General features: G+C 67.2%; 24 protein-coding genes. 10 read left to right on the top strand and 14 right to left on the bottom strand.

What is annotated here, in order from left to right; translation table 11 throughout:
• Positions 1 to 107: 107 nt before the first annotated feature.
• Positions 108 to 1079, bottom strand: a complete 972-nt coding sequence (locus ACYP33_RS28345) for a dipeptidase (protein ID WP_414441303.1) — start codon at positions 1077 to 1079, stop codon at positions 108 to 110.
• Positions 1080 to 1574: 495 nt separating this feature from the next.
• Here ACYP33_RS28345 and ACYP33_RS28340 point away from each other — a divergent pair, with 495 nt between their 5' ends.
• Together ACYP33_RS28340 and ACYP33_RS28335 are read left to right on the top strand one after the other, a co-directional pair.
• Entirely contained in the window at positions 1575 to 2600 is a 1026-nt protein-coding gene (locus ACYP33_RS28340) for a GlxA family transcriptional regulator (RefSeq protein ID WP_414441302.1), read from the top strand.
• Between the two features lie 55 nt (positions 2601 to 2655).
• Positions 2656 to 3918 (top strand): glycosyltransferase family 9 protein, encoded by a 1263-nt coding sequence (locus ACYP33_RS28335; protein ID WP_459624730.1) that lies wholly within the window; start codon positions 2656 to 2658, stop codon positions 3916 to 3918.
• A gap of 123 nt (positions 3919 to 4041) precedes the next feature.
• Here the strand turns inward: ACYP33_RS28335 and fdhA are convergent, their stop codons facing one another.
• Positions 4042 to 5238: a formaldehyde dehydrogenase, glutathione-independent gene (fdhA, locus tag ACYP33_RS28330; protein WP_414441300.1), complete on the bottom strand. Its 1197-nt coding sequence runs from the start codon at positions 5236 to 5238 to the stop codon at positions 4042 to 4044.
• 396 nt (positions 5239 to 5634) lie between these two features.
• Here fdhA and ACYP33_RS28325 point away from each other — a divergent pair, with 396 nt between their 5' ends.
• Positions 5635 to 6297, top strand: a complete 663-nt coding sequence (locus ACYP33_RS28325) for an HAD family hydrolase (protein ID WP_459624729.1) — start codon at positions 5635 to 5637, stop codon at positions 6295 to 6297.
• 10 nt (positions 6298 to 6307) lie between these two features.
• On the opposite strand, the gene ACYP33_RS28320 is transcribed toward ACYP33_RS28325, so the two are convergent.
• The 8 genes from ACYP33_RS28320 to ACYP33_RS28285 form a co-directional block, all read right to left on the bottom strand.
• Entirely contained in the window at positions 6308 to 6943 is a 636-nt protein-coding gene (locus tag ACYP33_RS28320; protein ID WP_459624728.1) for an SMI1/KNR4 family protein, read from the bottom strand.
• Between the two features lie 78 nt (positions 6944 to 7021).
• Entirely contained in the window at positions 7022 to 8209 is a 1188-nt protein-coding gene (locus ACYP33_RS28315) for an HlyD family secretion protein (RefSeq protein ID WP_459624727.1), read from the bottom strand.
• A 4-nt stretch (positions 8210 to 8213) separates the two neighbouring features.
• Positions 8214 to 9761 carry an efflux transporter outer membrane subunit gene (locus ACYP33_RS28310; protein ID WP_459624726.1) on the bottom strand — a complete coding sequence of 516 codons (1548 nt, stop codon included), beginning with the start codon at positions 9759 to 9761 and terminating at the stop codon, positions 8214 to 8216.
• Positions 9758 to 10696, bottom strand: coding sequence for a glycosyltransferase family 2 protein (locus ACYP33_RS28305; protein WP_459624725.1), 939 nt, complete (start codon positions 10694 to 10696; stop codon positions 9758 to 9760). The genes ACYP33_RS28310 and ACYP33_RS28305 overlap by 4 nt, the downstream gene beginning before the upstream one ends.
• Before the next feature lie 49 nt (positions 10697 to 10745).
• Positions 10746 to 12398: a DHA2 family efflux MFS transporter permease subunit gene (locus ACYP33_RS28300; RefSeq protein ID WP_459624724.1), complete on the bottom strand. Its 1653-nt coding sequence runs from the start codon at positions 12396 to 12398 to the stop codon at positions 10746 to 10748.
• The gene (locus ACYP33_RS28295; protein WP_414448156.1) at positions 12395 to 13717 is read right to left on the bottom strand and encodes a glycosyltransferase; all 1323 of its coding nucleotides are present in this window, start codon (positions 13715 to 13717) and stop codon (positions 12395 to 12397) included. Before ACYP33_RS28295 ends, ACYP33_RS28300 begins: the two co-directional genes overlap by 4 nt.
• A 91-nt stretch (positions 13718 to 13808) precedes the next feature.
• The gene (locus ACYP33_RS28290) at positions 13809 to 14696 is read right to left on the bottom strand and encodes an alpha/beta fold hydrolase (protein WP_414448157.1); all 888 of its coding nucleotides are present in this window, start codon (positions 14694 to 14696) and stop codon (positions 13809 to 13811) included.
• A 401-nt stretch (positions 14697 to 15097) separates the two neighbouring features.
• A complete protein-coding gene (locus ACYP33_RS28285; protein WP_459624723.1) occupies positions 15098 to 15346 on the bottom strand; it encodes a hypothetical protein in 249 nt (82 codons plus the stop codon).
• A gap of 253 nt (positions 15347 to 15599) precedes the next feature.
• Here ACYP33_RS28285 and betI point away from each other — a divergent pair, with 253 nt between their 5' ends.
• Genes betI through betA form a run of 3 tightly spaced genes read left to right on the top strand, consistent with a single transcriptional unit; the run spans position 15600 to position 19413 of the window.
• Positions 15600 to 16211 carry a transcriptional regulator BetI gene (gene betI / locus ACYP33_RS28280; RefSeq protein WP_459624722.1) on the top strand — a complete coding sequence of 204 codons (612 nt, stop codon included), beginning with the start codon at positions 15600 to 15602 and terminating at the stop codon, positions 16209 to 16211.
• Positions 16212 to 16220: 9 nt separating this feature from the next.
• The gene (betB, locus tag ACYP33_RS28275) at positions 16221 to 17699 is read left to right on the top strand and encodes a betaine-aldehyde dehydrogenase (RefSeq protein WP_459624721.1); all 1479 of its coding nucleotides are present in this window, start codon (positions 16221 to 16223) and stop codon (positions 17697 to 17699) included.
• Positions 17700 to 17715: 16 nt separating this feature from the next.
• Positions 17716 to 19413 carry a choline dehydrogenase gene (gene betA, locus ACYP33_RS28270; protein ID WP_459624720.1) on the top strand — a complete coding sequence of 566 codons (1698 nt, stop codon included), beginning with the start codon at positions 17716 to 17718 and terminating at the stop codon, positions 19411 to 19413.
• A gap of 48 nt (positions 19414 to 19461) precedes the next feature.
• Here the strand turns inward: betA and ACYP33_RS28265 are convergent, their stop codons facing one another.
• Positions 19462 to 20409 carry a cupin gene (locus ACYP33_RS28265; RefSeq protein WP_459624719.1) on the bottom strand — a complete coding sequence of 316 codons (948 nt, stop codon included), beginning with the start codon at positions 20407 to 20409 and terminating at the stop codon, positions 19462 to 19464.
• Between the two features lie 206 nt (positions 20410 to 20615).
• Here ACYP33_RS28265 and ACYP33_RS28260 point away from each other — a divergent pair, with 206 nt between their 5' ends.
• Positions 20616 to 21572, top strand: coding sequence for a LysR family transcriptional regulator (locus ACYP33_RS28260; protein ID WP_459624718.1), 957 nt, complete (start codon positions 20616 to 20618; stop codon positions 21570 to 21572).
• Positions 21573 to 21694: 122 nt separating this feature from the next.
• Positions 21695 to 22678, top strand: coding sequence for an aldo/keto reductase (locus tag ACYP33_RS28255; RefSeq protein ID WP_459624717.1), 984 nt, complete (start codon positions 21695 to 21697; stop codon positions 22676 to 22678).
• Between the two features lie 16 nt (positions 22679 to 22694).
• On the opposite strand, the gene cysW is transcribed toward ACYP33_RS28255, so the two are convergent.
• The 3 genes from cysW to ACYP33_RS28240 are packed head-to-tail and all read right to left on the bottom strand — an operon-like array spanning position 22695 to position 25492.
• Positions 22695 to 23588: a sulfate ABC transporter permease subunit CysW gene (cysW, locus tag ACYP33_RS28250; protein WP_459624716.1), complete on the bottom strand. Its 894-nt coding sequence runs from the start codon at positions 23586 to 23588 to the stop codon at positions 22695 to 22697.
• Entirely contained in the window at positions 23585 to 24457 is an 873-nt protein-coding gene (cysT, locus tag ACYP33_RS28245) for a sulfate ABC transporter permease subunit CysT (protein WP_459624715.1), read from the bottom strand. The genes cysW and cysT overlap by 4 nt, the downstream gene beginning before the upstream one ends.
• A 3-nt stretch (positions 24458 to 24460) precedes the next feature.
• On the bottom strand, positions 24461 to 25492 hold the full coding sequence (locus tag ACYP33_RS28240) for a sulfate ABC transporter substrate-binding protein (RefSeq protein WP_459624714.1): 1032 nt from the start codon (positions 25490 to 25492) through the stop codon (positions 24461 to 24463).
• Between the two features lie 201 nt (positions 25493 to 25693).
• On the opposite strand from ACYP33_RS28240, the gene ACYP33_RS28235 reads away from it, so the two are divergent.
• Positions 25694 to 25963 carry a hypothetical protein gene (locus ACYP33_RS28235; protein ID WP_459624713.1) on the top strand — a complete coding sequence of 90 codons (270 nt, stop codon included), beginning with the start codon at positions 25694 to 25696 and terminating at the stop codon, positions 25961 to 25963.
• A 17-nt stretch (positions 25964 to 25980) separates the two neighbouring features.
• Positions 25981 to 26262, top strand: a complete 282-nt coding sequence (locus ACYP33_RS28230; protein WP_414448169.1) for a hypothetical protein — start codon at positions 25981 to 25983, stop codon at positions 26260 to 26262.
• Positions 26263 to 26269: the final 7 nt, after the last annotated feature.

Genomic DNA, 26269 nt, shown 5'->3' with positions numbered 1-26269 from the left:
CCCGGGTTCGGGCGCGACTTCGCCCGCGCGCCGTGGCTCGTGGAGCGGGCGCGTGGTGCGGATCGATTGAGTGAATGGCGGTTGGCCGGCCCGGGGCCGGCGCGGAATCAGGCGCCCCAGACGTCCTTGAACACGCGAACCCAGTTCTCGCCCATGATCTTGCGAATGCGCGATTCCTTCCAGCCGGCCTTTTCCATCGCCGCGGTCAGGTTCGGGAATTCGCCAATGGTTCGGATTCCTTCCGGGTTCACGACCTTGCCGAAATTGGTCAGGCGGCGGTAGCGGCCCTTGTCGTGCGTGAGCATGTCGAAGAATTCGGTGCTGTAGCCCTGCGTGAAATCGGTGCCGATGCCCACCGTGTCCTCGCCGATCAGGTTCACCACGTAGTCGATCGCCTCGATGTAGTCGTCGATCGTGGCGTCGATGCCGCGCTTGAGGAACGGGGCGAACATCGTCACGCCCACGAAGCCGCCGGCATCGGCGATCTCGCGCAGTTGCGCGTCGCTCTTGTTGCGCGGGTGTTCCTTCAGGCCCGAGGGCAGGCAGTGCGAATACGTGACCGGCTTCTTCGAGAACGCGATCGCTTCGGACGACGTATTGCCGCCCACATGCGAGAGGTCGACCATGATGCCGACGCGGTTCATTTCGGTGATCACTTCGCGGCCGAAATCGGACAGGCCGCCGTCGCGTTCGTAGCAGCCGGTGCCGACCAGGTTCTGGGTGTTGTAGCAGAGCTGCACCACGCGCACGCCCATGTCGGCGAACGCTTCGATGTACGAGAGGTTGTCTTCGAACGCATGCGCATTCTGGAAGCCGAGGATCACGCCGGTCTTGCCTTCGCGCTTGGCGCGGGCGATGTCGTCGGTGGTGCGCACCAACGTCAGCAGTTCGCTGTTCTCGCGGATCGCCTGCTTCATCGTGCCGATGTTGTCGACCGTCTTGATGAAGCTGTCCCAGACCGACACGGTGCAGTTGGCGGCCGTCACGCCGCCCTTGTGCATATCCTCGAACACCGAACGATCGAACTTCGAGATGTTCAGGCCGTCGATGATGATGCTGTCCTGATGCAGCGTGCTCATGTGATTCTCCAGAATGGCGCGTAGTGTGGGCGATCGTGCGGGTTATCCCGGCGGCTGGCGCTTCCGGGAAAGGCCCGTCCTGCAAGGGATCGAGGCGGGTTTTCGCAGTGGCTGCCGACGGCTCTATTCTTGTCGTTCGGATTTTTGGCCGATTGATGAATTCAGACGCTTTCTTTGCCTTTTCCGACATGCGCGTCCGTTTTGTACAAGTCGGCCGGCCCGTCGTTTCCGGACCGGTGAGCGCCTACGGGTATGCACCGAGGCAGGCGGCGCGCGAAAGCGCGCATGATCTGGCACCGGCACGGTGCCGGCCGCGCCTGGCGCGAGCCGGCGCGGTGCAGCGCATCCCCGCCGCGGTGCGCCGCACCATCCGTTGCGAGGCCCGGCCCACGGTGCGATCAGGGTTTAGCCGTATGGCATGGTTGTTGCGCGGGATTCCACAATAGCCGAGCCGTGTTCCCCCAGCGCGCCGATTCCCGATTCAAGGAACGCCCCATGTCCCCCGACCGCACCGCGAGTCTGTCTCACTTCGCGTTCGTTCCCCTGCCCAACTTCACGATGATCGCGTTCACCAACGCGATCGAAGTGCTCAGGATGGCAAACTACCTGAGCGGCCAGACGCTGTACCGCTGGTCCGTGGTGTCGCCGGGAGGCGGCCCGGTCACGGCAAGCAACGGCCTGAGCGTGGATACCGCGCCGGCCGAGACGCTGGGCATTCCGGACGTGGTGTTCGTGTGCGGCGGCGTGGATGTCCAGCGCGCCACCACGGCCGAGCATCTGGTCACGATGCGCCGCTTCGCGCGCGCGGGCGTGGCGCTCGGCAGCCTGTGCACCGGCACCTACGCGCTGGCCAAGGCCGGCCTGCTGTCGGGCTATGCCTGCGCGATTCATTGGGAGAACATGTCGGCGCTCAAGGAAGAATTCCCGGACACGCGCTTCCTGAAAGAGCTGTTCGTGATCGACCGCGACCGCATCACCTGCACGGGCGGCGTGGCGCCGCTCGACATGATGCTGAACCTGATCGCGCCGCGCGTCGGCACGGCACGCGTCACGCAGATCGCCGAGCAGTTCATCGTCGAACACGTGCGCGATACCAGCGCGCAACAGCGCATGCCGCTCGTCGCGCGGCTCGGCTCGGCGAACAAATCGCTGTTCGAGGTGATCGCGCTGATGGAGAACAACATCGAGGAGCCGCTCTCGCGCGAGGAACTGGCGCGGCTCGCGAACATGTCGCAACGCCAGTTGCAGCGCCTGTTCCGCGAGCATCTCGGCATGACCCCCACGCATTACTATCTGACGCTGCGCCTGCGCCGCGCGCGCGAGCTGCTGCTGCAGACGGATATGTCGATCATGCACATTACAATGGCATGCGGTTTCCAGTCGGCCTGCCATTTCAGCAAGAGCTATCGCGATGCGTTCGGCACCGCGCCGACCCGCGAACGCCGCAAGCAGGTCGCACCGCTGGCGCAACCGATGCTGCCGATCGGCGCATCGCAACCGGCGCTCGTGCTGCACGCCTGACGCTCCCGCCCCGGCCGGACGCGGGCGGCGGCGCGCCGCCTCACCAGGACCGGACGTGCAACACGATGCCGCGCTGGCGAACGCCTATCTCGCCTACCTGAACGCCCCCCACGGCGACGCCGCGCTGGCGCTCGCACGCCGTTTGCGCGAGTCCGGCCACGCAGAGGCCGCGCTCGAGCAGGCCGAACGCGCCGCAGCCGGTGCCACCCGAAGCGGCACGCCGTTCGCGCAGGCGCTGGCCGGCATCGAGATGAACTACCTCGGCCGCTTCGCCGACGCCGACGCGCTGCTCACGCGCGCCGAAGCCGGCCTGGCCGGCGACCCGAACCTCTATATCGTCCGCTTCGAGCAAACCGTCGCGCGCTTCGGCCAGGGCCGCTATCGCGACGCGCACCGGCTGTACCGCGAGCTGCGCGACGCGCCGCACCGGCGCACCATCGTCGAGACGCTGTATCCCGGCCACGGCGGCAGCTTCGAATGGGCCGAGCGCAAATTCCTCGGCCACCACGATTCGGTCGAGGGCAAGCGCGTGCTGGTGATGATGGAAGGCGGCGCGGGCGACCTGTTCATGCATGCACGCTATCTGCAATGCCTGAAGGAAGAAGGCGCCGCCTCGGTCGACGTGCAGGTGGTGGACGCCGCGCGCGGCGTGCTTCGCCACGACGGCTTCGTGCGGGAAAGCGGCCCGCATATCGGCGCACTCGCCGACGAATGCGATTGCGTGACCTGGCTGTTCAATCTGTTCGCGCGCTACCAGCGCACGCCGCATGCGCCGCGCTTCGATACGCCCTATCTCGACGCACCGCCCGCCTCCGCGCTGCCCGATGCCGTGCGCGACGCGCTCGACGCACCGGGCCTCGCGCGCATCGGCCTGGTGTGGCGCAGCAATTCGGGCGTGCGCCACGAGCCGTATCGCTCGATCGCGCTCGGTGCGCTGGCACCGCTGCTTGATCAGCCGGGCTGCCGCTTCTATTCGTTGCAGGTAGGAGAACTCAGCGATACAGAACGCGAAACCGTCGCTCGCCACGGCGTGGTGGATCTCGCGCCCGCGCTGCACAGCTTCGCCGACACGGCCGCCGTGCTCGACCGGCTGGACCTGCTCGTGTCGATCGATACCGGCGTCGCGCATCTGGCCGGCGCGCTCGGCAAGCCGGTGTGGCTGATGCTCTCGCAGGCCGGCGACAGCCGCTGGCTCAACCACGTCGACTACACGCCGTGGTATCCGAGCATGCGCCTGTTTCGCCAGCCGACGCTCGGGGAATGGCAGGCACCCGTGGCCGCGGCGGCCGAGGCGCTGGCGGCACGCGATTTCGGCTGATTGCGGCCCGAGGCCGTTCTCTTTTCTCACAAGCGCTTGCGTGCGCAACCAAAATGAAAACGGCCCGCGCCGAAGCGCGGGCCGTGTCTCTCGGGTTCCGGGCCTGGCGGCCTCAACCGATCGTCAAGCCGGGATCAGACCGTGCGGATCGATCACGAACTTGCGCGGCGCACCCCCGTCGAACTTGCGATAGCCTTCCGGCGCCTGATCGAGCGAGATCACCGTCACGTTGACGATATCCGCGATCGGCAGGCGGTCGAACAGGATCGCCTGCATCAGGTTGCGGTTGTACTTGAGCACCGGCGTCTGGCCGGTATGGAACGAGTGCGACTTCGCCCAGCCCAGGCCGAAGCGGATGCTCAGGCTGCCGTGCTTGGCGGCCACGTCCTTCGCGCCCGGATCGTCCGTCACGTACAGGCCCGGGATGCCGATCGCGCCGGCCGGACGCACGATTTCCATCAGCGAATTCAGCACCGTGGCCGGCGCTTCCTCGTTGCTGCCTTCCGAACCGTGGCCATGCGCCTCGAAGCCCACGCAATCCACCGCGCAGTCGATCTCCGGGCGGCCGACGATCGCCGCGATCTGGTCGCCCAGCGGCGTGTCCTTCGACAGGTCCACCGTTTCGAAGCCCACCTTGCGTGCGTGTTCGAGGCGCTCGGCGTTCATGTCGCCGACGATCGTCACCGCCGCGCCGAGCAGGCGCGCCGAGGCCGCCGCAGCCATCCCCACCGGGCCGGCGCCCGCGATATACACCGTCGAGCCGGGCTTCACGCCGGCCGTGACGGCGCCGTGATAGCCAGTGGGCAGGATGTCGGACAGGCAGGTCAGATCGCGGATCTTCGCCATCGCCTGGTCGCGGTCCGGGAACTTGATCAGGTTGAAATCGGCGTACGGCACCAGCACGTACTCGGCCTGGCCGCCGATCCAGCCGCCCATGTCCACGTAGCCGTACGCGCCGCCGGCGCGCGCCGGGTTCACGTTCAGGCACACGCCCGTGCTTTGCTCGCGGCACATCGGGCAGCGCCCGCAGGCCACGTTGAACGGCACCGTGACGATGTCGCCGAGCTTCAGCGTTTCCACGTCCCCGCCCAGCTCGATCACTTCGCCCGTGATTTCGTGGCCGAGCACGAGGCCGACCGGCGCCGTCGTGCGGCCGCGCACCATGTGCTGGTCCGAGCCGCAAATGTTCGTGCTGACGACCTTCAGGATCACGCCGTGGCCGATCTTGCGCCCGCTCGGATCGACCATCTTCGGATAGTCGATGTTCTGCACTTCGACCTTGCCCGGGCCCTGATACACGACTCCTCGATTGCTGCTCATCGCTTCGTCTCCTGTCTCTCTGGCTTGGTGCTGCACTTCGCCCGGCGCGGCCGCGCACGGGTCGGGCAGCAAGCCTTCAGAGGGTAGTCCGGGGGGCGGGGCGGGGGGCGTAGTAAACGCGACATGGGGTTGTTTGATGCCGACATGGGCCGCGTGGCATAGCGCGCCCACGCATGCTGCATCGCGAAAGAGTCACCGGCCCGGCCTTGACATGCTGAATGAATCAACCCAAACCGCAACAATACGAGGCACGGCACCGCCCGTCGTTGTGAAAAATCGCGCAGACATCCCAACATCTGAGCGCGCCCGCCAAAACCGTTAGTTCTGCCAGCTTGTTTCCCCACCCCGCTCTGCTACCTTGCCGCTGCATATCCCCCGCCCCAGGAAACCCGCCCAGTGAGCACGCCCACCTTCCTGTTCGATCTCGACGGCACGCTCGTCGATACCGACGCGCTGCACCTCAATGCCTTCAACGCCCTGCTCGCACGCTGGCAGCGCAGCATCGATCTCGCCTATTACAAGGCGAACGTGATGGGCGCACCCGATTCGATGATCTTCGGCGGGCTGTTTCCGGGGATGCCGGTAGACGAATACACGGCGCTGGCGGCCGACAAGGAACAGATGTTTCGCGCGCAATTGAGCGCGCGGCTCACGCCCACGCCCGGCACCGAGGCCCTGCTCGACCATATCGAGCGAACCGGCGCGCGCAGCGCCGTAGTCACCAACGCGCCGCGCGAGAACGCCACGCTGATGCTGGCAGCACTCGGGCTCGACACGCGTTTCGAAGTGCTGGTGATCGGCGGCGAACTCGAACATGGCAAGCCACACCCGCTGCCCTACCTGACGGCGCTGGAACGCGTGGGCGGCGACGCCGCGCATGCGGTGGCGTTCGAGGATTCGGGCTCCGGCGTGCGCTCGGCCAGCTCGGCCGGCATCCACACGTTCGGCATGCTGACGGCATTGACCGACGCGCAACTGCGCGAAGCCGGCGCACACGACACGATTCGCGATTTCGCCGATCCGACGCTGTGGGCGTGGATCGAGAACCAAGGCGGCTGAGGCGCGCGCCTCAGTCGCCCTTGCGCGACGGCGCCTGCCAATGCAGTTCGAGTTCGTCCTGATCCTCCAGGAACGGAAACCCGTCGGCGGCCAGTTGCCGTAGATATTGGTCGAAGTCGTCGGCCAGCACGGCATAGCTGTCGGGATCGTGCAGGAAGCGAACCACCTGGCCGGGCTTGCCGCCCGGCGCGGGATCGAAATCGATATACAGCCGCGACGAGCCGCCGTTGTTCATGCAATGCGAAAAACACAGGCGGCGGCCCATCGGCACGCCGGCATCGATGCGCGAGTCGAACAATTCGCCCGGCGCGAATCCTTCCAGATTGTAGATGTCGGCAATGCTTTCGCTGCCGAAGGCGCCGGCCGCCTCCTCGACGATCTGCTCGACCGACAGCAGATAGTAAGGATAGCTTTCGACATCGGAGCCGAGCACCAGTACGCCGATGCGGGTATCGCCGTACGTCTGGTGGTACGTGCCGTTCAGGCGGCGAAGCAGCTCCACGAGCGTGGCCGGCGCTTGCGGGTACACGGCGCGGAGCACGTCGAGTTGCGATGGGCTCGCGCCGCTCGCATGGGCCAGCGCGGCGTTGCCTTCGTCGTTCAAGGCCTGACGGAGCGCGGCGAGGTAGGTTTCGGCTGAGGTCATGAGTTGTCGTGGTTCAAACGCGATGGCACGTATCGATGGCAAGCAAGCGCGAGCGGCAACGGCGCCGAACACCGCGCCCTACTGGTTCGCCCGAATCACCGCCACCGCTGCCGCGTCCGCTTCCGACGCCACGCTGTCATGCACCCGCGTGCTCTGCCCCGGCAACGGCTGCTCATTATCGAGCAAATGGCCGCCGCGCTCATGCGTATCCACCGTCACGCGCATCGACAGCCCGATCCGCAGCGGATGCGCGGCCAGATCGGCCGCATCGATCGAGATCACCACCGGCACACGCTGCACGACCTTGATCCAGTTGCCGGCCGCGTTCTGCGACGGCAGCATCGAAAACGCGCTGCCGGTGCCGGCCGAAAAGCCCTCCACGTGCCCGCGATACACCACCTTCGATCCGTAGATATCCGAAACGATGCTGACGGGCTGCCCCGCGCGCATGTTGCGGATCTGCCCTTCCTTGAAGTTGGCCTCGATCCACAACGCGTTCAACTGGATCAGCGACAGCAGCGGCACGCCCGGCCCGACCTGCTGGCCGACCTGCACCGAGCGCTGGCCGACGGTGCCATCCACCGGCGCGACGATGGTGGTGCGCTTCAGGTTGCGCCACGCCAGCTTGAACTGCGCGGCGGCCTGCACGACCGACGGGTTGTCCTCCACGGCAAGACGGCTGCCAAGCACGCGCGCCGATTCGAGCTGCGCCTGCGCGGCGGCCAGTTGCGCCTGCGCGGCGATCACCTGCGCGCGGGCGCGCGCCGTCTCCTCCGGCGACACCACCTCCACGCTGGCATGCGCGCGCGCATCGTAGGCGCTGCGCGCAACATCGAGATCGGCCTGGCGCGCGGCCACCGTATCGGCGTACATCGCATTCGACACGCCCGCGTTGGCGGCCTGCCGCACCGCCTGCGCGAGCTGCGCCCTGGCCTGCGCCAGCGAAACGGCGGCCTCGGCATCGTCGAGCCGCACCAGCGTCTGCCCGGCGCGCACGCGCTGCGTGTCGCTGATCAGCACGTCGATCACGGTGCCCGGCACCTGCGCGCCCACCTGCACGATGTTGCCGGACATGTAGGCGTCGTCGGTTTCCTCGTAATAGCGCCCGCTCAGGAACCAGTAGATCGCGGCCGCGATGGCGAGTATCGACACGAGGCAGAAGAACAGCGCGAAGTGGCGCCGGCGCGCGGCGCGTTTCGCGTCGAGCCGGCCGGCATCGTGCGGAGCGCCGGCGGGGTCGCGGCGCGCGTTGTTGTTGTCGTCCATGCGGTCAGTCGAAATGCGAGTCGGTCAGTCGATCGTGGGGAGGGAATGCGAGTTCGTCGTGGGCAATCGCGGGCGCGGCCATCTTCGTCACGTCGAAGCCGCCGCCGAGCGCATCGATCAAGCCGATGCGCAGCGCGCGGCGCTTGGCGAGCAGGTCGATCAGTTGCGTGCGCTCGTCCACCAGCGTCAGGCGCGCGGTGTTGACGTCCTTTTCCATGCCGAAGCCGCGGCGGTGGCGCTCGTCGGCGATGTCGACGATCTTCTGCGCGGCGGCCACCGAATGCTGCTGCTCGGCAAGCAAGGTGTCGATGGTGCGCAGTTGCGTCAACTGCCGCGCGACCTGCCCGAGCGCCTGGTCGACGCTCTGGTTGTAGAGCGCGATGCTCAGGTCGGCGTTGGCGACCTCGCCGGCCAGCTTGGCCTTCAGGCGGCCACGATCGAAGATCGGCAGCGTGATGGCCGGGCCGATCGAGCCGCCGAACGCGCGGCCACGCAGCAGCGCGGCGGGCGTCAGCGCGAACAGGCCGCCCACCGCCGACAGGTTCACGTTCGGATAGAACTCGGCCTTCGCGCCGTCCACGGCCGAGAACGCGCCCTGCACGCGCAGGCGCGCGGCGACGATATCGGGCCGGCGGCCGAGCAGATCGACGGGCAGCTTCGGCGGCAACGGCGCATCGACCAGATCGCCCGGATGCGGGCGCTTGAGCGCGAGGCCGCGCTCGGGGCCCTTGCCGGTCATCACGCCGATCTGCACCTCGGACAGCGTGATCTGTTCGTCCACCATCGCGAGCTGCGCGATCAGCCGGTTGCGCTTGATCGCGGCATCGCTGGCGTCGTAAGCGTTGTCGATGCCGCGCGCGGCGCGCTCGCGCAGCACCGCGTTGATCTGGTCGCTGGCAGTGCGCTTCTCTTCGAGCAGGTCGCGCTGCGCGTAGGCCTGATCGAGCTGGCAATACAGCGTGACGAGCGTGACGGCCAGCGTGAGCCGCGCCTGTTCGGCATCGACGCGCGCGGCGTCGCGGTTCGACAACATGCCGCGCGTGGCAGCCGCATTGCGCCCCCACAGGTCGATCTGGTAATTGAATCCCGCATAGAGCGAGGATGACGAAATATTCGGATCGCTGAACAAATCCACCGGCACGTTGAAGCCGCCCACCTGCACGTTCGCCACGCCGTCGCTGCGCGGCACGCGAGCCTTGCTCAGCGACGCACCGGCCGTGCCGACCAGCCCCGTGGTCGACGCGTACTGCTGCAACTGCGCCTGCGCGATATCGATCCGAGCCCGGGCCGCCTGCAGGCTCGGGTTGTTCTCGTAGGCCTCGGCCACCAGCCGGTCGAGCTGCGGATCGCCGAGCTGCTTGACCCAGTCGGGCGCGGGCCACGCACCGCCCGGCTGCACGTCGCCGCTCACGCCGGCCAGCGCGTTCGCGCCGGGCACATGCGGTTGAACCTGGGTCTGGAAGCCGGACGGCACGCAGCCGGCCAGCGCGACTACCGCCGCGAGCACGCCGCCCGCGAGTGCCGGGCGCCCCGGCAAGCTGCATCGGCTCATCCGTGGCGCACCCTCTCGCCCGCGTGCGCGGCCCAGCCCGGGCGCGACTGTTCGAGCGGCCCGAGGCGGCCGAACAGGCCGTCGCTGACGCCGAACGCGATTCCCTTGAGCTTGGCGGCCTTGTCGTCCTCGCACAACAGCACCTGCACCACCTGCCACAGCGTCAGCAGGCTCGGCACGATCGCCACCGGAAACCGCAGGCCGTATTGCATGCCGAGCTGCACCGCGTTGCGCGCGCTGTAATAGCGACGATACGACGGGTGGTTCATCGCCGACATCTCGAGCGGCCCGATCCGGTGGCGGCGCTTGTTGCCGATGCGGTGCGGCAACACCAGTTGCGGCACCACGTACAGCGGCACGTCGCGCGCCAGCGCACGGAAACAATATTCGGTATCCACATGATCGATGAACAGCGATTCGTCGAAACGCCCCAGGCGCGCATACGCCTCGCGCGAGATCACGCTGCCCGACGAGATCAGGAAGCCGCAGCGCTGCACGGGCGCGTCGGCATGCATCGGCAGGCGGCGCACGCTCACGCCGTCGGTGGCGAGTTCGGGCAGGTAGCGGCGATCGTTCTCGTCGAAGATGCGCGGGCCGGCCAGGAAGCCGCGCGTGTCGAAGCCGGCGCACACCGCGCGCATCGTCGCGAAGAACGGCGCGGGCACCGTCGAATCCTGATCGAACAGCGCCACCGCATCCACGCCGCGCGCGAACAGTTCGGCCAGCCCGGCGTTGTACGCGCCGGCAATGCCGCCGCGGTTGCCGTGATGGATCAATGCATAGCCATCCTGATCGGCCGCGCGGCGCGCGGCCAGGCTGGCGGCCGGCGTGTTGTCGACCACCACCAGCGCGTCGCAATCGCGCGCGACCTCGCGCAGGCGCGCGAGCTGATCGTCGCGCGGGTGATACAGGATGATCAGTGCCCCAAGTTTCATGGTGTTCCCCGTGTCGTTCGCGGTGGTTGCGGTCATGGCCGTGCCTGCCTCAGTGTCCGATCGTCATGGCCGCGCCGCGCTTCGGGCGCGTCAGCCACATCATGCAGGCCAGCGTCAGGCAGGTCATGCTCGCCATGAAATACATGTCGCCGGTCGCCATCATGTAGGCCTGCTTGTGCACCACGTTGCTGATCGACAACAGTTCGCGCGTGCCGGTAACGCCGGTGGCGTGCAGCGCATCGATATAGCGCTGCGTGTTGCCGTCGGATTTCGTTACGGCCTGCGAAACGATGTCGTAGTGATAGGTCGCGCGGTTCTCCCACAGCGTCACGCTCATCGCGGTGCCGAACGCGGCCGACAGCGTGCGCAGGAAGTTCGACAGGCTCGATGCGGCCGCCAGCTTGTCGTCGGGAATGCGCGACAGCGTGGCCGCCGTCAGCGGAATGAAGAAGCACGGCAGGCCCATGCCCTGGATCAACCCCGGCGTGATGATCTGCACAAACGTCATGTTCAGCGTGAAGTGCGCGTTGTTCCATTGCACGCAGGCGAACACGAGAAAGCCGAAGGTGGCCAGCACGCGCGCGTCGAAGCGGCTCGAATAGAGCCCCACCAGGATCGAGAACACGAACGCGAGAACGCCGAGCGGCGCGGCGGCCAGCCCCGAATGGAACGCGTTGTAGCCCATCACGGTCTGCAACCAGAGCGGGAACACCACGCCCACCACCGAGAACGCCATCATGCCGAGCGAGATGATCAGGACGCAGAACGAAAACGTGCGATCGCGAAACAGGCTCAGGTCCACCGCCGGGTGGCTCTCGCCACGCTCCCAGATCAGCAGCGAGACAATCGCCAGCGCCGCCACGATCGCCAGCGTGCAGATCAGCGGCGAGCCGAACCAGCCGCGATCGTGGCCAAGGTCGAGCATCGCCTGCAACGCGCCCACGCCCACCACCAGCAGCGCGATGCCGACCACGTCGATCGGCCCGGCCTGGCCACCTTCGCGAGCGGGCTTCAGCAGCGTCATGCAGACGGTAAACGAGAACAGCCCGATAGGCAGGTTGATCAGGAAGATCCACGGCCACGAATAATTGCTGACGATCCAGCCGCCCACCACCGGGCCGAGGATCGGCGCAAGCAGCACCGTCATGGCCCAGAGCGCGAGCGCCAGCGTGCGCTTGTCCTTCGGGAACGCGCGCATCAGGATGGTTTGCGAAAGCGGCACCATCGGCCCCGAGCACAAGCCCTGCAACGCGCGGCACACCACCAGCACATGCAGGTCGTTGGCCAGGCCGCACAGCATGGAGGTCAGCGTGAACAGCACGATCGAGGTGACGAACAGGCGCCGCTCGCCCACGCGTTTCGCGAGCCAGCCCGTCAGCGGCACGGCGATCGCCGCCGCCACCGAGTACGAACTGATGACCCAGGTGCCCTGGCTGTTCGACACGCCGAGGCTGCCCGAGATCGACGGCACCGCCACGTTGGTGACGGTCGAATCGAGCACCTCGATGAAAGTGGCGAGCGACAGCGCGAACGTCAGCAGCGCGAGGCGCGCGCCGCGCATCGGCGGCGCGGCGTCGGCGGATGGCGTGCCGCCGGCTTCGGTCGCGCCGGGGGGAACCGCGCTGCCGTCGTTGCGCGTCGTGGGTGTTTCGGGGCCGTCGGACGCCGGGTTCGCCTGGTTTGCGTACTGCGTGTCGCTCATGCGCGAGACGCCTGCGATGCCGGCAGCCCGGCGGCCGGCGCGGCGCGCCCGGTGGCGGCGCGGCCGGCGGCCGGCGCCGCGCAATCCTCGATGATGCGCGCGGCCAGCACGCAGCCGTCGGCCGCGCCGGCCATCGCGGCCCGCACGGTCGCGCAACGCTCCACCATCGCGGTGTCGCCCAGCACGCGTGCGAGCGCATCGGCCAGTTGCGCGCCGTCCACCGGCGCGTCGAGCCGCACGCCGCAGCCGCTGTCGGCCACGCGTTGCGCGTTGTCGAACTGATCGTGCGCGGACGGCATCACCACTTGCGGCAGCCCCGCCTCGTAAGCCAGCGACGCCGTGCCGATGCCGCCGTGATGCACCAGCGCGCGGGCGCGCGGCAGCAACTCGCGCAGCGGCACGTAACGGCGCTTGATCAGGCGCGACGCATCGGGCTCGCCGTCGCGGCGCGCCGTGTCAGGCGTGATCAGGACGCCGCGCACGCCGGTCGCGCGCATCGCCTCGCCCACTGCATCGGCGAAGCCCGCGCCGTCGACAAGAGTCGAGCCGGCGGTAAACACCACGGGGGGCGCGCCCGCGTCGAGAAATGCGTCGAGTTCGGGATCGGGGGCGTGCGCATCGATATCGTTGAACAGCGGAAAACCGGCCAGCCGGTGCTGGGCCGGCCAATCGGGCTGCGGCGCGGCGAACCAGTCGGGAAACAGGCACAGCACGCCGTCGGTGGAATGCAGCCAGCGACCGAGGATACGGCGCGCGGGGGCCAGCCCCAGCTCGGCGCGCAGCGCGTTCAGTTGCGGCCCGCACACCTTGTCGAGCACGCCGCGCTCGATCAGCGTCATCAGGCCGGCCTTGAACCAGAGCGGCAGCCAGCCGGGAATCGTCAGGCGTTGATGGGTGGGCGGCGCATGCGCCGACAGCAGCGTGGACGGCGACACTTGAACCGATACGTAGCGCACGCCGTCGCGTTCCTGCAACAGCCGTGCGGAAAATGCCCAGAGCGTGCCGACCAGCACCGTGTCGTCGTCGATCAATTCGGACAACTTTACAAAGTGCGGACGCAACGACGGCGCGATCACGGCCCACAGCGTGCGAAACGACGTGCGCGAATCCCACAGCGCCGGGTTCGCCATCGCATCGGCGTATTCCTGCGCGGTGCCGATCGGCACGAACTCGAAACCGCAGCGCAGCGCGGGCGCCTCGAACTGCGGGTGAGTACAGAACACGACGCGGTGCCCGCGGTCCGCGAGCGCGCGTCCCACGCCGAGCAGCGGGTACACATCCCCCGCCGACCCGATCGCCGTGATGATCATCTTCGACATCGTTACCGCCTCTGCGTGACCGCTTCCGGTGCGCTCAGGAAGCCGGCCGGGCTGCGCGCGGCGGTGGCGCGGCGGCCGGGCCGGCCGTGGATTACGACAGCACCGGCATGGGCGCGAGCGCGTCGAACGAGCCGTCCGGAGCGGTGGCGCCGCGCTCTTCGCAGAAGTAGCCGAGGATCGCGTCGCGCACGTGTTCCTGCTGCTGGCGCCCTTCGAGATCGAGGAAGTGGCCGGCCTTGCGGATCGTCTCGAACTCGGCGCGGCGCACGTAGCTGCCGAGGCGGCGCACGTCGCCCGGCGTGGTGTATTCGTCGAGTTCGCCATTGATGAACTTGACGCCGCAGCCGATCCGCGTGAATTCGTCGAGATACTGCTCGGGCCGCATCTCGAGGATCTGGTTCACGTGGAAAGCCACCTGATCCTGCTCGTCGCGCGGCAGCTTGGTCAGGTAGCGGTAGTTGTAGAGCTTCATGATGCGCGGCAGATAGCGGCCGACGGTGTCGTTCAGCAGTTGCGCCGCGTGCAGGTTCTCGCCGGCCGCGATGTGGTCGCGCGCGCGCGTCACGTAATCGACCATCGCGTCGTTGAGGAACGGCGAGAACGAGGCCACCACCGCGCGGCGCACGCTCGTGCAGCCGCGCGACAGCGCGAACAGCGACGCCACCCCGCCCCACGACACCGACAGCAGATACGACGGGCGGAAGCGCTCGCTCAAGTGCAGCAGGATGTCGACCTCGTCGTCCTTGGTGAGCACGAACTGGCCGGGGTTGTGCTGGCGCGACTGCCCCGCGTAGGGCAGGTCGAAACAGATCGAGTTGAGCCGCTCGCCGAGATAACGCACCGTCTGGCCGAACGAGGCGGTGGTCGCGAGCGCGCCGTTGATCAGGATGACCGTCTCGAACGACGGATCGTAGACATGATGCTCGACGTGGATTTTCAAGCCGTTCGGCAGTGGGACGACCTGTTTCTCGATAGGCATGGCGTGCTCCGGCAAGGACCGGCAGTCAAAAACGATACGCGCCCGCTTCCGCGAACGCTCCCCGTAACCGGACCACGAGACGACGACCCGCGGCGGCTACCTTCCCTGTGCCAGGGTCCCGCAGCGCCCTGGGACGATGCGGCCGCCATCGGTGCGACACGGATTTGGCTCCATGCGACAACCTCGTGGCCCCCGGCGCCTCGTAACAATGACTTCAGACGCTGTCGTTATTGCCGATCGATGCGGCAGGAACACTGCCTGAACCTGTCGAACGGAGCTGCTTCATGGGTATGAATACTAATACGCGAAACCATAAAAATTCAACCAATTCGGATTAATTTCCCTCTTGAATAATTGCCTATCCGACACGCATGGTTCATGAAAAATTGTTTCTTAAATCCTCATCGAAAAACGGCCTTCATGCCTGCGTCATATTTTCTGTGGTATAGCCGACCATAGCGCCCTGTCAAATATGTCAGGTGCAGCACATCGTGATCGACCCAACTACAAAATCTCTTCGTTATCAATGGTGTATGAGATTTGTTGCAGAACAGCAACGAGACCATGCGCAACGCGCGCTCGGCTCGCCGCCCTGCCGCTTCTGCGTCGCAGGCCGCCAATCCCACCCCATATTCCGATTCAATATCCATTTGAATACGAAAAAATTGGCAGCTTGAAACGCTTTAAACATAATTCACTGTTTTACGGCCCGCATTCATTTTGTTTTATTCGCCAACGCTACGTAATGCCGACCGATGTACACGCAACCACCGGTAACTCTTTCATCTCATGCCCGAGCGCGCCCACGACCCTGTTTTTCGTCGGCCTCGGCAGTTTTTTGTTGATTGAACGTTCAATAAAAAACCGGTAACCTGCGCTCTTTTCCTCCCCCGGCCCTTCGCCATGCCCAAGCTCGGAATGCGGGAAGTGCGGCGCGCGCAGTTGATCGACGCGACCTTGCGCACGATCGACGAGGCCGGCCTGCCCGGCACCACGCTCGCCTCGGTGGCGCAGCGCGCGAACATCTCGACCAGCATCGTCAGCCATTACTTCGGCGACAAGGACAGCCTGCTCGAAGCGACCATGCGCCATGTGCTGCGCGACCTCTGGCTCGCCACCACGCGCCGGCGCGTCGCGGCGCACCGCGAGCCGCGCGCCCGGTTGCGCGCGATCGTGGCCGCCAACTTCGACGACACGCAGGTCAGCGCGCCCGTCATGAAGACCTGGCTCGCGTTCTGGTCGCAAAGCATGCATGCGCCGGCGCTCGGCCGGCTCCAGCGCGTGAACACGCGGCGGCTTCATTCGAACCTGAGCGCCGAATTCGCGAAGGCGCTGCCGCGCGGCCAGGCCCGGCTCGCGGCGCTGGGCCTGGCCGCCTTGATCGACGGGCTGTGGCTGCGCGGCGCGCTGGCCGGCGGCCCGATCGACACCAAAACCGCCCAGCGGCTCGCCAACGATTACATCGACCTGCAGCTCGCGCCTCGCGACGTGGCGGCAGGCGTCACCATCGATTAGGAGAACGTCATGACTTCCAAGACGATTTACGGACTGCAGAAGCTTTACATCGGCGGCGCATACGTGGACGCCACCGGCGGCGCCAGCTTCGAGACCTACGACCCGGCCACCGGCGAGCATCTCGCCACGGTGCAGCAGGCCAGCACGGCCGACGTGGATCGCGCCGTGGAATCGGCGCGCGAAGGCCAGCGCGTGTGGGCCGCCATGACGGCGATGCAGCGCTCGCGCATCCTGCGCCGCGCGGTGGATTTGCTGCGCGAGCGCAACGACACGCTGGCCGAACTCGAAATGCGCGATACCGGCAAGCCGATCGCCGAGACGCTGGCCGTGGACATCGTCACCGGCGCGGACGTGATCGAGTATTACGCCGGCCTCGCCACCGCCATCGAAGGCGTGCAGATCCCGCTGCGCAAGGAATCGTTCGTGTATACACGGCGCGAGCCGCTCGGCGTGTGCGCCGGCATCGGCGCCTGGAACTACCCGATCCAGATCGCCTGCTGGAAGAGCGCGCCCGCGCTCGCGGCCGGCAACGCGATGATCTTCAAGCCGAGCGAGATCACGCCGCTGTCGGCGCTGAAGCTCGCGGAAATCTATACGGAAGCCGGCGTGCCGGCCGGCGTGTTCAACGTGGTGCAGGGCAACGGCGCGGTGGGCGCGATGCTGACGGCGCATCCGGGCATCGCCAAGGTGTCGTTTACGGGCGGCGTGGAAACCGGCAAGAAGGTCATGTCGCTGGCGGGCGCGTCCTCGCTGAAGGAAGTGACGATGGAACTCGGCGGCAAGTCGCCGCTGCTGGTGTTCGCCGACGCCGATCTCGACCGCGCCGCCGATATCGCCGTCACCGCCAACTTCTTCAGCGCCGGACAGGTGTGCACCAACGGCACGCGCGTGTTCGTCGATGGTTCGATCAAGCAGGCCTTCATCGAACGCGTGCTGACGCGCGTCGCACGGATTCGCATCGGCAAGCCGTCCGATCCGGCCACCAACTTCGGCCCGCTCGTCAGTGCCGCGCAGCTCGACAAGGTGCTCGGCTTCATCGAAAGCGGCAAGGCCGAAGGCGCGAAGCTGCTGGCCGGCGGCGAGCGCCTGGTGCACGACCACTTCGGCGGCGGCCAGTACGTCGCGCCCACCGTGTTCGCCGATTGCCGCGACGAGATGCGCATCGTGCGCGAGGAGATCTTCGGGCCGGTGATGAGCATCCTCGATTTCGCTACGGAGGACGAAGCGATCGCGCGCGCCAACGCCACCGATTACGGCCTCGCGGCCGGCGTCGTGACCGAAAACCTCGCGCGCGCGCACCGCGCGATCCACCGCCTCGAAGCCGGCATCTGCTGGATCAACACCTGGGGCGAATCACCGGCCGAAATGCCGGTAGGCGGCTACAAGCAATCGGGCGTCGGCCGCGAGAACGGCATCACCACGCTCGAGCACTACACGCGGATCAAATCGGTGCAGGTCGAACTCGGCCGCTACAACCCGGTGTTCTGAGGACAGGAGCCAAGCCATGACCCCACGCGAATACGACTACATCATCTGCGGCGCCGGCTCGGCCGGCAACGTGCTGGCCACGCGGCTGACCGAGGACGCCGACGTGAGCGTGCTGCTGCTGGAGGCGGGCGGCCCCGACTACCGCTTCGATTTCCGCACGCAGATGCCGGCGGCGCTCGCGTTCCCGCTGCAAGGCCGCCGCTACAACTGGGCCTACGAAACCGACCCCGAACCGCACATGGACAACCGCCGCATGGAATGCGGGCGCGGCAAGGGGCTCGGCGGCTCGTCGCTGATCAACGGCATGTGCTACATCCGCGGCAATGCGCTCGATTACGACAACTGGGCCACGCACCAGGGCCTGGAAAACTGGACGTATCTCGACTGCCTGCCCTACTTCCGCAAGGCCGAGACACGCGACGCCGGCCCCAACGATTACCACGGCGGCGACGGCCCGGTGTCGGTCACCACCAGCAAGCCCGGCGCGAACCCGCTGTTCGAGGCGATGGTCGAGGCCGGCGTGCAGGCCGGCTACCCGCGCACCGAGGACCTGAACGGCTATCAGCAGGAAGGCTTCGGCCCGATGGACCGCTTCGTCACGCCGAACGGCCGCCGAGCCTCTACGGCACGCGGCTATCTCGATCAGGCGCGCCCGCGCCCGAATCTGGAGATCGTCACGCACGCGCTGGCCGACCGGATCCTGTTCTCCGGCAAGCGCGCCTCGGGCGTGGCCTACCTGCGCAACGGCCGGGCCGTCACCGCGCACGCGCGCCGCGAAGTGCTGGTGTGCAGCGGCGCGATCGCCTCGCCGCAATTGCTGCAACGCTCGGGCGTCGGCCCGAGCGCGTGGCTGAAGGAACTGGAGATTCCCGTCGTGCTCGATCTGCCCGGCGTCGGCCAGAACCTGCAGGATCACCTGGAGATGTATATCCAGTACGCCTGCAAGGAGCCGGTATCGCTCTACCCCGCGCTGAAATGGTGGAACCAGCCGAAGATCGGCCTCGAATGGATGCTGAAGGGCACCGGCATCGGCGCAAGCAATCACTTCGAGGCGGGCGGCTTCATCCGCACCCGCGACGATGACCTCTGGCCGAATATTCAGTACCACTTTCTACCGGTCGCGATCAATTACAACGGCTCGAACGCGATTGAAATGCACGGCTTCCAGGCGCACGTCGGCTCGATGCGCTCGCCGAGCCGAGGCCGCGTGAAGCTGACCTCGCGCGATCCGAACGCGCATCCGAGCATTCTGTTCAACTACATGTCGCACGCGCTCGACTGGCGCGAGTTCCGCGACGGCATCCGCGCCACGCGCGAGATCATGCGGCAGCCCGCGCTCGATCGCTTTCGCGGCGACGAACTGCACCCCGGCGCGAAGCTCCAGAGCGATGCCGAACTCGATGCCTTCGTGCGCCAGCGCGCCGAAACGGCGTTCCATCCGTCCTGCTCGAACAAGATGGGCTACGACGACATGGCCGTGGTCGACAACGAGGGCCGCGTGCACGGCCTCGATGGGCTGCGCGTGGTGGATGCATCGATCATGCCGATCATCACCACCGGCAACCTGAACGCGCCGACCATCATGATTGCCGAGAAGATCGCCGACCGGATTCGCGGGCGCCAGCCGCTCGCGCGCTCCACCGCCAGCTACTTCGTGGCGAACGGGCAGCCGGCGCGAGGCGGCCAGCCCGTGCGGGCGGCGACGACCGCCTGACGGCGCGCCCGACCAGGCGAATGCGCCGCATGGCCGGGCCGTCGTGAGTCAGCGCGCGAAGCGAATGTCCAGCGCGCGCAGGTAGGTCTGCAGGCCTGCGTCCTGCAGCGGGATGACGAAAGCCGGCGCATCCGATTCGTTGTAGTGCGCGTGCCAATACCCGGGCGGCGTGACGAACGCCATCCCGGGCGTCCAGTCCACGCGCACCGGGTCGATGATCTGGCCGTTATCGTCCACTTCGGTGCCCACCAGCGTATAGACGCCCGGCTCGCACGCCGGGATGAAATCGAGCGCGATCGACTGATGGCGGTGCGGCTTCTGCACGGCCTTCGCCGGCACGATGCCGAACATCGCCCACATCGTGTGCGTCACGGTGCGCGTTTGCGGGAAATGCCGGTTGCCGAGCAACACGCTGACGCGATTGCGCTGGGCCGCGCCCGGCAAGCCGGCCACCTTTTCCAGTTCGTCGCGAGCGGTGGCCGCCGGGTAGACCGTGGGCGCGAAGCGCTGCTGCGAGACGGCCGCGCCCAGATAGGCGAGCAGCGGGCCATCGTTCACGTAATAGAGGCGCGCCGTCGAATCGGCGGCCAGTTCCACCGCGCTGCCGCCCGGCATCGCGAAGAAGTCGCCCGCGCCGAATGCAAATGCCGTGTGCTCCTGCGAGACCGTGCCCGATCCCTCCAGCACGTAGAACACCTGCGACGTCGCGTTCGGGTTCACTGCGATCGTCTCCCCGGCCACGATGCGCACGAAATGGCCCAGCAGGCTCGGGCCGGTCGCCGGCACCTCGCAAGCCAGCTCGGCCGAGAGATCGAGCGGCACGATCCGCGTCGGGCCGTCGTCGTACAGCGACGAGGGGAACGTGCGATACGGCACGCGCGAAATCAGCTTCGCGCCGATCGGGTTCGCGGAAGAGGTGTACTCGAAATACTGTGCATCCCGAACGATCGCGTCGTCGTCCGCCGGCAGCGCCGGCAATCTCGTCTTGTCCAACATGATGTCCTCCTGAGCGATTCATCGAAGGGCCTCGCCCGGTGCGAAGCCACGACATCACTGTAGGCACGCCGCCGCTTGGCCGGAATGGCGCAAAGGGGACATCAGCTTTGCATGAAAGGGATAACCGGGCCTGCCGGTTTCGCCTACAATCGGCCAGGCGCCGGGCCTTCCCCGGCCTCCTTTCGAACCCGCCCCCCGCTTCCGTCATGGATTACTTCGCCGGCATCCGGTCGTTTCTCCACGCCGCGGAATACGGCAGCTTCAGCCAGGCCGCCGCGCGCCTCGGCGTGAAGACATCCACCGTGTCGCGTCACATCACCGAACTGGAACACGACCTCGGCATCGCGCTGTTCAACCGCTCGACGCGCGGCCTGGTGCTGACCGAAGGCGGGCGGGTGTTCCGCCAGCAGGCGAGCGGCGTGATCCGCAGCCTCGACGAAGCCCGCGAGGTCACGTCCTCGCTGAACCGCTCGCCGCGCGGCGTGTTGCGCATCACCATGCCGGCCGCGTTCGGCCGCAGGCACATCGTGCCGCACCTGCCCGCGTTCATGGCCCGCTTCCCGAAGATCGACGTGGATATCGACATGCGCGACGAGATCGTCAACCTGGTCGATGCCGGCTTCGATCTGGCGATCCGCATCGGCGCGCTGCCCGATTCGGAACTGATGGCGCGGCAACTGACGTCCCACCGCCGTCTTGCCTGCGCGAGCCCGGCCTACCTTGCCGAGCACGGCGAGCCGTCCGGCCCGGCCGAACTCGCGCGCCACACGGTGCTGCGCTTCGCGCTGGCGGCCGACGACCGCTGGCTGTTCGTCGACACGCGGGCGGCTCGAACCGTGCCGGCCGTGCCCGTGACGCTCAAGGGCCGGCTGCGCGTCAACGATACCGATGCCCTGTTCGACCTCGCCCTTCGCGGCTGCGGCATCGCCTTGCTGCCGGCCTGGGCCTGCGAGCAGGCGCTCGACGACGGCCGGCTGGTCGCGCTGCTGCCGGGATGGGAAGCCCGCCTGAAAAACGCCGCGCCGGCTGTCTGGGCCGTTTATCCACGCAAGAAAACCGTCTCGTCGAAGGTGCGCGCGTTCATCGATTTCTATGCCGGCCTGCTCGCGAACGATCGTGGCAAGCCGGCCGGGCACGCCGAGCCCGATTCTCCGCATTCATGAGTTTTTCTCAAAGCCTCATGCCGCTTCAGGCGGATTGTTGAGCGCGGCTCCGGAAAATACACTGTCCTCCTGATCAATTCGATGACGGCGCACGCCCCATCGCCCGCATTCAGGAGAACCACATGCAATCACGTCAACTCGGCAACAGCGGCCTGACCGTATCCGCGATCGGCCTCGGCTGCATGGGCTTGAGCTTCGGCTACGGGCCGGCCACCGAAAAAGCCGCGAGCATCGCGCTGATCCACGATGCCTTCGAGCGCGGCGTCACGTTTTTCGACACCGCCGAAGCCTACGGGCCGTTCGTCAACGAAACCCTGCTCGGCGAGGCGCTCGCGCCATTTCGCGATCAGGTTGCGATTGCAACCAAGTTCGGCTTCAAGAACGGCGAAGTGGCCACCGGCCTCGACAGCCGCCCGGAAAACATCCGCGCCGTGGCCGAAGCCGCATTGAAGCGTCTGAACACGGACCGCATCGATCTGTTCTATCAGCACCGCGTGGATCCGAACGTCCCCATCGAGGACGTGGCCGGCACGGTGAGGGACCTGATCGCCGAAGGCAAGGTCAAGCATTTCGGCTTGTCCGAAGCCGGCGCGCAAACCATTCGCCGCGCCCACGCCGTGCAGCCGGTAGCCGCGATCCAGAGCGAGTATTCGCTGTGGTGGCGCGAGCCCGAGCAGAAGCTGTTCGCGACGCTCGAGGAGCTGGGCATCGGCTTCGTGCCGTTCAGCCCGCTCGGCAAGGGCTTCCTGACCGGCGCGATCGATGCGGGCACCACCTTCGCCCAGAACGACTTCCGCAACGTCGTGCCGCGCTTCTCGGAAGAGAATCGCCGCGCCAACGCGCAACTGGTGGACGTGCTCGGCGCCATCGCGAACGAGCAAGGCGCGACGCGCGCACAAATCGCCCTGGCCTGGCTGCTCGCGCAGAAACCGTGGATCGTGCCGATTCCGGGCACCACGAAAATAGCGCGGCTCGAAGAGAACCTCGGCGCCGCGCAAGTCGTGCTGACCACCGACGACCTGCGCGCCATCGAAACCGCGCTGGCCGCCGTCAAGATCGCGGGCGACCGCTATCCCGCGCAGTTCCAGCAGACCGTCGACAAGTGATGCGCTCCGCGCCTGCTCAGTGGCGGCGCAGCCGCCGCTCCAGCAGGCTCTTGAACGCCAGCGTCGCCATCGCGGCGAGCGCCAGCAGGCTGGCCGCCGCGAACGCGCCCGCGAACTGGTAGCCGTCGTACATCACCTGCACGTAAAGCGGCAACGTGTTGGTCACGCCGGGCACATGCCCCGACACCACCGACACCGCGCCGAACTCGCCCATCGCCCGCGCATTGGTGATCACCACGCCATACAGCAGGCCCCAGCGCACGCGCGGCAGCGTCACGCGCCAGAACATCTGGAACGCCGACGCGCCGAGCACCAGCGCGGCCTCCTCCTCGTCCGAGCCCTGCGCCTCCATCAGCGGAATCAGCTCGCGCGCAACGAACGAAAACGTCACGAACGTGGTGGCCAGCACGAGGCCCGGCAGCGCGAACACGATATCGACGTGATGATCCTGCAGCCAGCCCCAGAACGGCCCCTGCGCGCCGAACACCAGCATGAACAGCAGCCCGGCGATCACCGGCGACACCGAGAACGGCAAGTCGATCACGGTCTTCAGCAGGCTCTTGCCGACGAAGTCGAAGCGCGCCACCACCCACGCCACGGCGAAACCGAACACCGTGTTGAGCGGCACCGAGATCAACGCGACGATGCAAGTCAGGCGGATCGCCGAGATCGCGTCGGGGTCGCGCAACGCATCGAAAAATGCCCGCAGCCCGGCGCTGAACGCGGCGATGAAGATCGACGCGACCGGAAAAATCAGCAGCACCGAGAGAAACAGCACGCCGGTTGCGATGATCAGGCGCCGCAGCCACGGCGGCTCGGTGGTCAGCGCGGCGCTGCCCACGCGCGCCGAACGCGTGGCGGGCAAGCCCGGCGGAGATGCCGGGGCCGGGCGCGATGGCAGGCTGCTCATGCGCTGCGCCTCCGGCCGCCCGAACGCGGCTCCAGCCTGCGTTGCAGCAGGTTGATCGCCATCAGGACAGCGAACGATACCGCCAGCATCGCGACCGCGATCGATGCCGCGCCGTCGAAGTCGAACTGCTCCAGCTTGGTGACTACCAGCAACGAGGTGATTTCCGACACGAACGGCCGGTTGCCGGCGATGAAGATCACCGAACCGTATTCGCCCACGCCGCGCGCGAACGCCAGGCCGAAGCCCGTCAGCAACGCGGGCCGCAGCGCCGGCCAGATCACGCGCCGGAACGTCGCCACCCGCGACGCCCCGAGCATGCCGGCCGCCTCCTCTTCCTCGCGGCCCATCTCCTCGATCACGGGCTGCAGCGTGCGCACCACGAACGGCAGGCCGACGAAGGCCAGCGCGATCACGATGCCGTTGGCGTTGAACGCCAGCTCCACGCCGTGCGCGGCGAACCAGCCGCCGATCGCGCCGTTCGGGCCGAACAGCATCGCCAGCGTGATGCCGGCCACGGAGGTGGGCAGTGCGAACGGCAGGTCGATCAATGCATCGAGCCAGCGCCGGCCCGGAAACCGGTAGCGCGTCAGCATCCACGCCACCACGAAGCCGAACAGCGCGTTGATCGCGGCCGCGATGAACGCGGTGCCGAACGTCAGCCGGTACGACGCGAGCAGGCGCGGCGTCCAGACCGCCGCCGCGAAGCCGCTCCAGCCGCCCGCGCCGGCACGCAGCAACAGCACCGAGAACGGCAACAGCACGATCACGCCGAGCCAGCACAGCGCATAACCGAGCCCGAGGCCGAAGCCCGGCAGCGGGCTGGGCCGCCGCCAGGCGCCGGGCCAGGACGAAAGGGAACGGGCCGCCATGACTTACTTCGGCTGGAAGATCTGGTCGAACACGCCGCCGTCGCCGAAGTGCTTGGCCTGCGCGTCGTGCCAGCCGCCGAACATCGGGTTGTCGATGTCCACCAGCTTGATCGCCGGGAAGCTCTTGGCGAAGCGGGCCGCCACCGCCGGGTCGGCCGGACGATAGTAGTTCTGAGCAATCAGCGCCTGCGCTTGCGGCGAATACAGGTGTTCGAGGTAGGCCTGCGCGACGGCGCGCGTGCCGCGGCGGTCCACCACCGAATCGACCACCGCCACGGGCGGCTCGCAGCGGATGCTGATCGACGGCACCACCACCTGGTACTTGCCGGGCACCAGCTTGTTGACGGCCAGCAGCGCGTCGTCTTCCCAGGCCACCAGCACGTCGCCGATGCCGCGCTCGACGAACGAGTTGGTCGCGCCGCGCGCGCCCGAATCGAGCACCTTCACGTTCTGGTACAGCGCCTTCTCGAACGCCTTCGCGCTGGCCTCGTTGCCGCCCGGCTGCTGGATCGCGTAGGCCCAGGCCGCCAGGTAGTTCCAGCGCGCGCCGCTCGAGGTCTTCGGGTTCGGCGTGACGACGCCCACGCCCGGCCGCGCCAGATCGTTCCAGTCGTGAATGCCCTTCGGGTTGCCGGCCCGCACCAGGAACACGATGGTCGACGTGTAGGGCGTGCTGCGATTCGCGAGCTGCTTTTGCCAGTCGGGCCGCAGCAGCTTGTGGGCCGCCAGCGCGTCGATGTCGGAGGCGATGCCGAGCGTGACCACGTCGGCCTGCTGACCGTTCAGCACCTGCCGCGCCTGCGCGCCCGAACCGCCGTTGGTGGTGCGCACCGTCACGGCCGTGTGCGCCGTCTGCTGATACCAGGCGGAGAACAGCTTGTCGTAGGCGGCGTACAGCTCGCGCGTCGGGTCGTAGGACACGTTGAGCAGCGTGGTGTCGGCCGAGGCGTGCAGCGAGGCGAACAGCGTCGCGGCGACAGCCGCGCCGCGCGCGATGACGCGCAGCCGTGAACGGAGCGTAAGGAGCGGGGTCATGTCGTAGGCCGAAGCGGCATCGTTTTTGTCAGGGAGGCGAGCTTACGGCCCGGCCTGCACGCGCCAAAGCAGGATTCCCCGAATGCTTATCGCGATTTCGGCTATGCGCGGGCTTAACGATTTCTTGAAGCGGGGGGCGATAGAGTCGGGCCGCAGACTTATCGTCCGGCGTGGCGGCAGCCTTGTCGCCGGCCCGCTCTCATGACGCCGGAAGCCTTGCCGGGCCTGGCGGACAAGCAGAAACCGGCCGATCCGGACGCAACGCCCGGTGCACCGAATGCGCGGCCCGGCTCACGTCACCGCAACGCGGCCGATGTTGCGCGCTTGCGACTGCTGAACATCGCATCGACATGGCAACCTGGCCCGCTTCGATGCGACGGAATCGTTTTCATTCGTCCGGAAACGATTTCATCGATCGTTTCGCATGCCGTAATACGTTACTATTCGATGAAAATCAGCTTTCAAGCTTAAAGGCAGGTTGCCGTCGAATGCGTCACACCCGTGACAATCCCCCCGAAGTCATGCGCTGTCAGGCATGCGAAACATTGCATCGCGCCGGTCCCCACGGCACCCCTCACGCCGGACTGTTGCCGAAGGGGCCTCGCAAGCGGTTTCGCGCACTGTTCAAGGCGCCGATCAACGTCTCCTACTATCAATGCGCGGTGTGCGGCACCTGGTGGCTGCACGAGGACAACCCGCGTCATGCCGTCGATGCCGGCTGGATACTGCTGGGCGAAGAGAAAAGCCTCCTCAAGCCGCGGCGTGGCTGACGCCGCT

Source organism: Burkholderia sp. 3C, assembly GCF_054589155.1.
Note: the sequence above shows the minus strand (reverse complement) of the source record. Positions and strands in the feature narration are given on the sequence as shown.

Coding starts and splice junctions, on each gene's coding strand:
- ACYP33_RS28300 (WP_459624724.1), bottom strand. CDS start 12,398: ATGAGCGACACGCAGTACGCAAACCAGGCGAACCCGGCGTCCGACGGC.
- ACYP33_RS28345 (WP_414441303.1), bottom strand. CDS start 1,079: ATGAGCACGCTGCATCAGGACAGCATCATCATCGACGGCCTGAACATC.
- ACYP33_RS28315 (WP_459624727.1), bottom strand. CDS start 8,209: ATGGACGACAACAACAACGCGCGCCGCGACCCCGCCGGCGCTCCGCAC.
- ACYP33_RS28290 (WP_414448157.1), bottom strand. CDS start 14,696: ATGCCTATCGAGAAACAGGTCGTCCCACTGCCGAACGGCTTGAAAATC.
- betI (WP_459624722.1), top strand. CDS start 15,600: ATGCCCAAGCTCGGAATGCGGGAAGTGCGGCGCGCGCAGTTGATCGAC.
- ACYP33_RS28285 (WP_459624723.1), bottom strand. CDS start 15,346: ATGGATATTGAATCGGAATATGGGGTGGGATTGGCGGCCTGCGACGCA.
- ACYP33_RS28320 (WP_459624728.1), bottom strand. CDS start 6,943: ATGACCTCAGCCGAAACCTACCTCGCCGCGCTCCGTCAGGCCTTGAAC.
- betA (WP_459624720.1), top strand. CDS start 17,716: ATGACCCCACGCGAATACGACTACATCATCTGCGGCGCCGGCTCGGCC.
- cysW (WP_459624716.1), bottom strand. CDS start 23,588: ATGAGCAGCCTGCCATCGCGCCCGGCCCCGGCATCTCCGCCGGGCTTG.
- ACYP33_RS28265 (WP_459624719.1), bottom strand. CDS start 20,409: ATGTTGGACAAGACGAGATTGCCGGCGCTGCCGGCGGACGACGACGCG.
- ACYP33_RS28310 (WP_459624726.1), bottom strand. CDS start 9,761: ATGAGCCGATGCAGCTTGCCGGGGCGCCCGGCACTCGCGGGCGGCGTG.
- ACYP33_RS28305 (WP_459624725.1), bottom strand. CDS start 10,696: ATGAAACTTGGGGCACTGATCATCCTGTATCACCCGCGCGACGATCAG.
- ACYP33_RS28235 (WP_459624713.1), top strand. CDS start 25,694: ATGACGCCGGAAGCCTTGCCGGGCCTGGCGGACAAGCAGAAACCGGCC.
- ACYP33_RS28240 (WP_459624714.1), bottom strand. CDS start 25,492: ATGACCCCGCTCCTTACGCTCCGTTCACGGCTGCGCGTCATCGCGCGC.
- ACYP33_RS28340 (WP_414441302.1), top strand. CDS start 1,575: ATGTCCCCCGACCGCACCGCGAGTCTGTCTCACTTCGCGTTCGTTCCC.
- ACYP33_RS28295 (WP_414448156.1), bottom strand. CDS start 13,717: ATGTCGAAGATGATCATCACGGCGATCGGGTCGGCGGGGGATGTGTAC.
- betB (WP_459624721.1), top strand. CDS start 16,221: ATGACTTCCAAGACGATTTACGGACTGCAGAAGCTTTACATCGGCGGC.
- cysT (WP_459624715.1), bottom strand. CDS start 24,457: ATGGCGGCCCGTTCCCTTTCGTCCTGGCCCGGCGCCTGGCGGCGGCCC.
- ACYP33_RS28260 (WP_459624718.1), top strand. CDS start 20,616: ATGGATTACTTCGCCGGCATCCGGTCGTTTCTCCACGCCGCGGAATAC.
- ACYP33_RS28255 (WP_459624717.1), top strand. CDS start 21,695: ATGCAATCACGTCAACTCGGCAACAGCGGCCTGACCGTATCCGCGATC.
- ACYP33_RS28230 (WP_414448169.1), top strand. CDS start 25,981: ATGCGTCACACCCGTGACAATCCCCCCGAAGTCATGCGCTGTCAGGCA.
- fdhA (WP_414441300.1), bottom strand. CDS start 5,238: ATGAGCAGCAATCGAGGAGTCGTGTATCAGGGCCCGGGCAAGGTCGAA.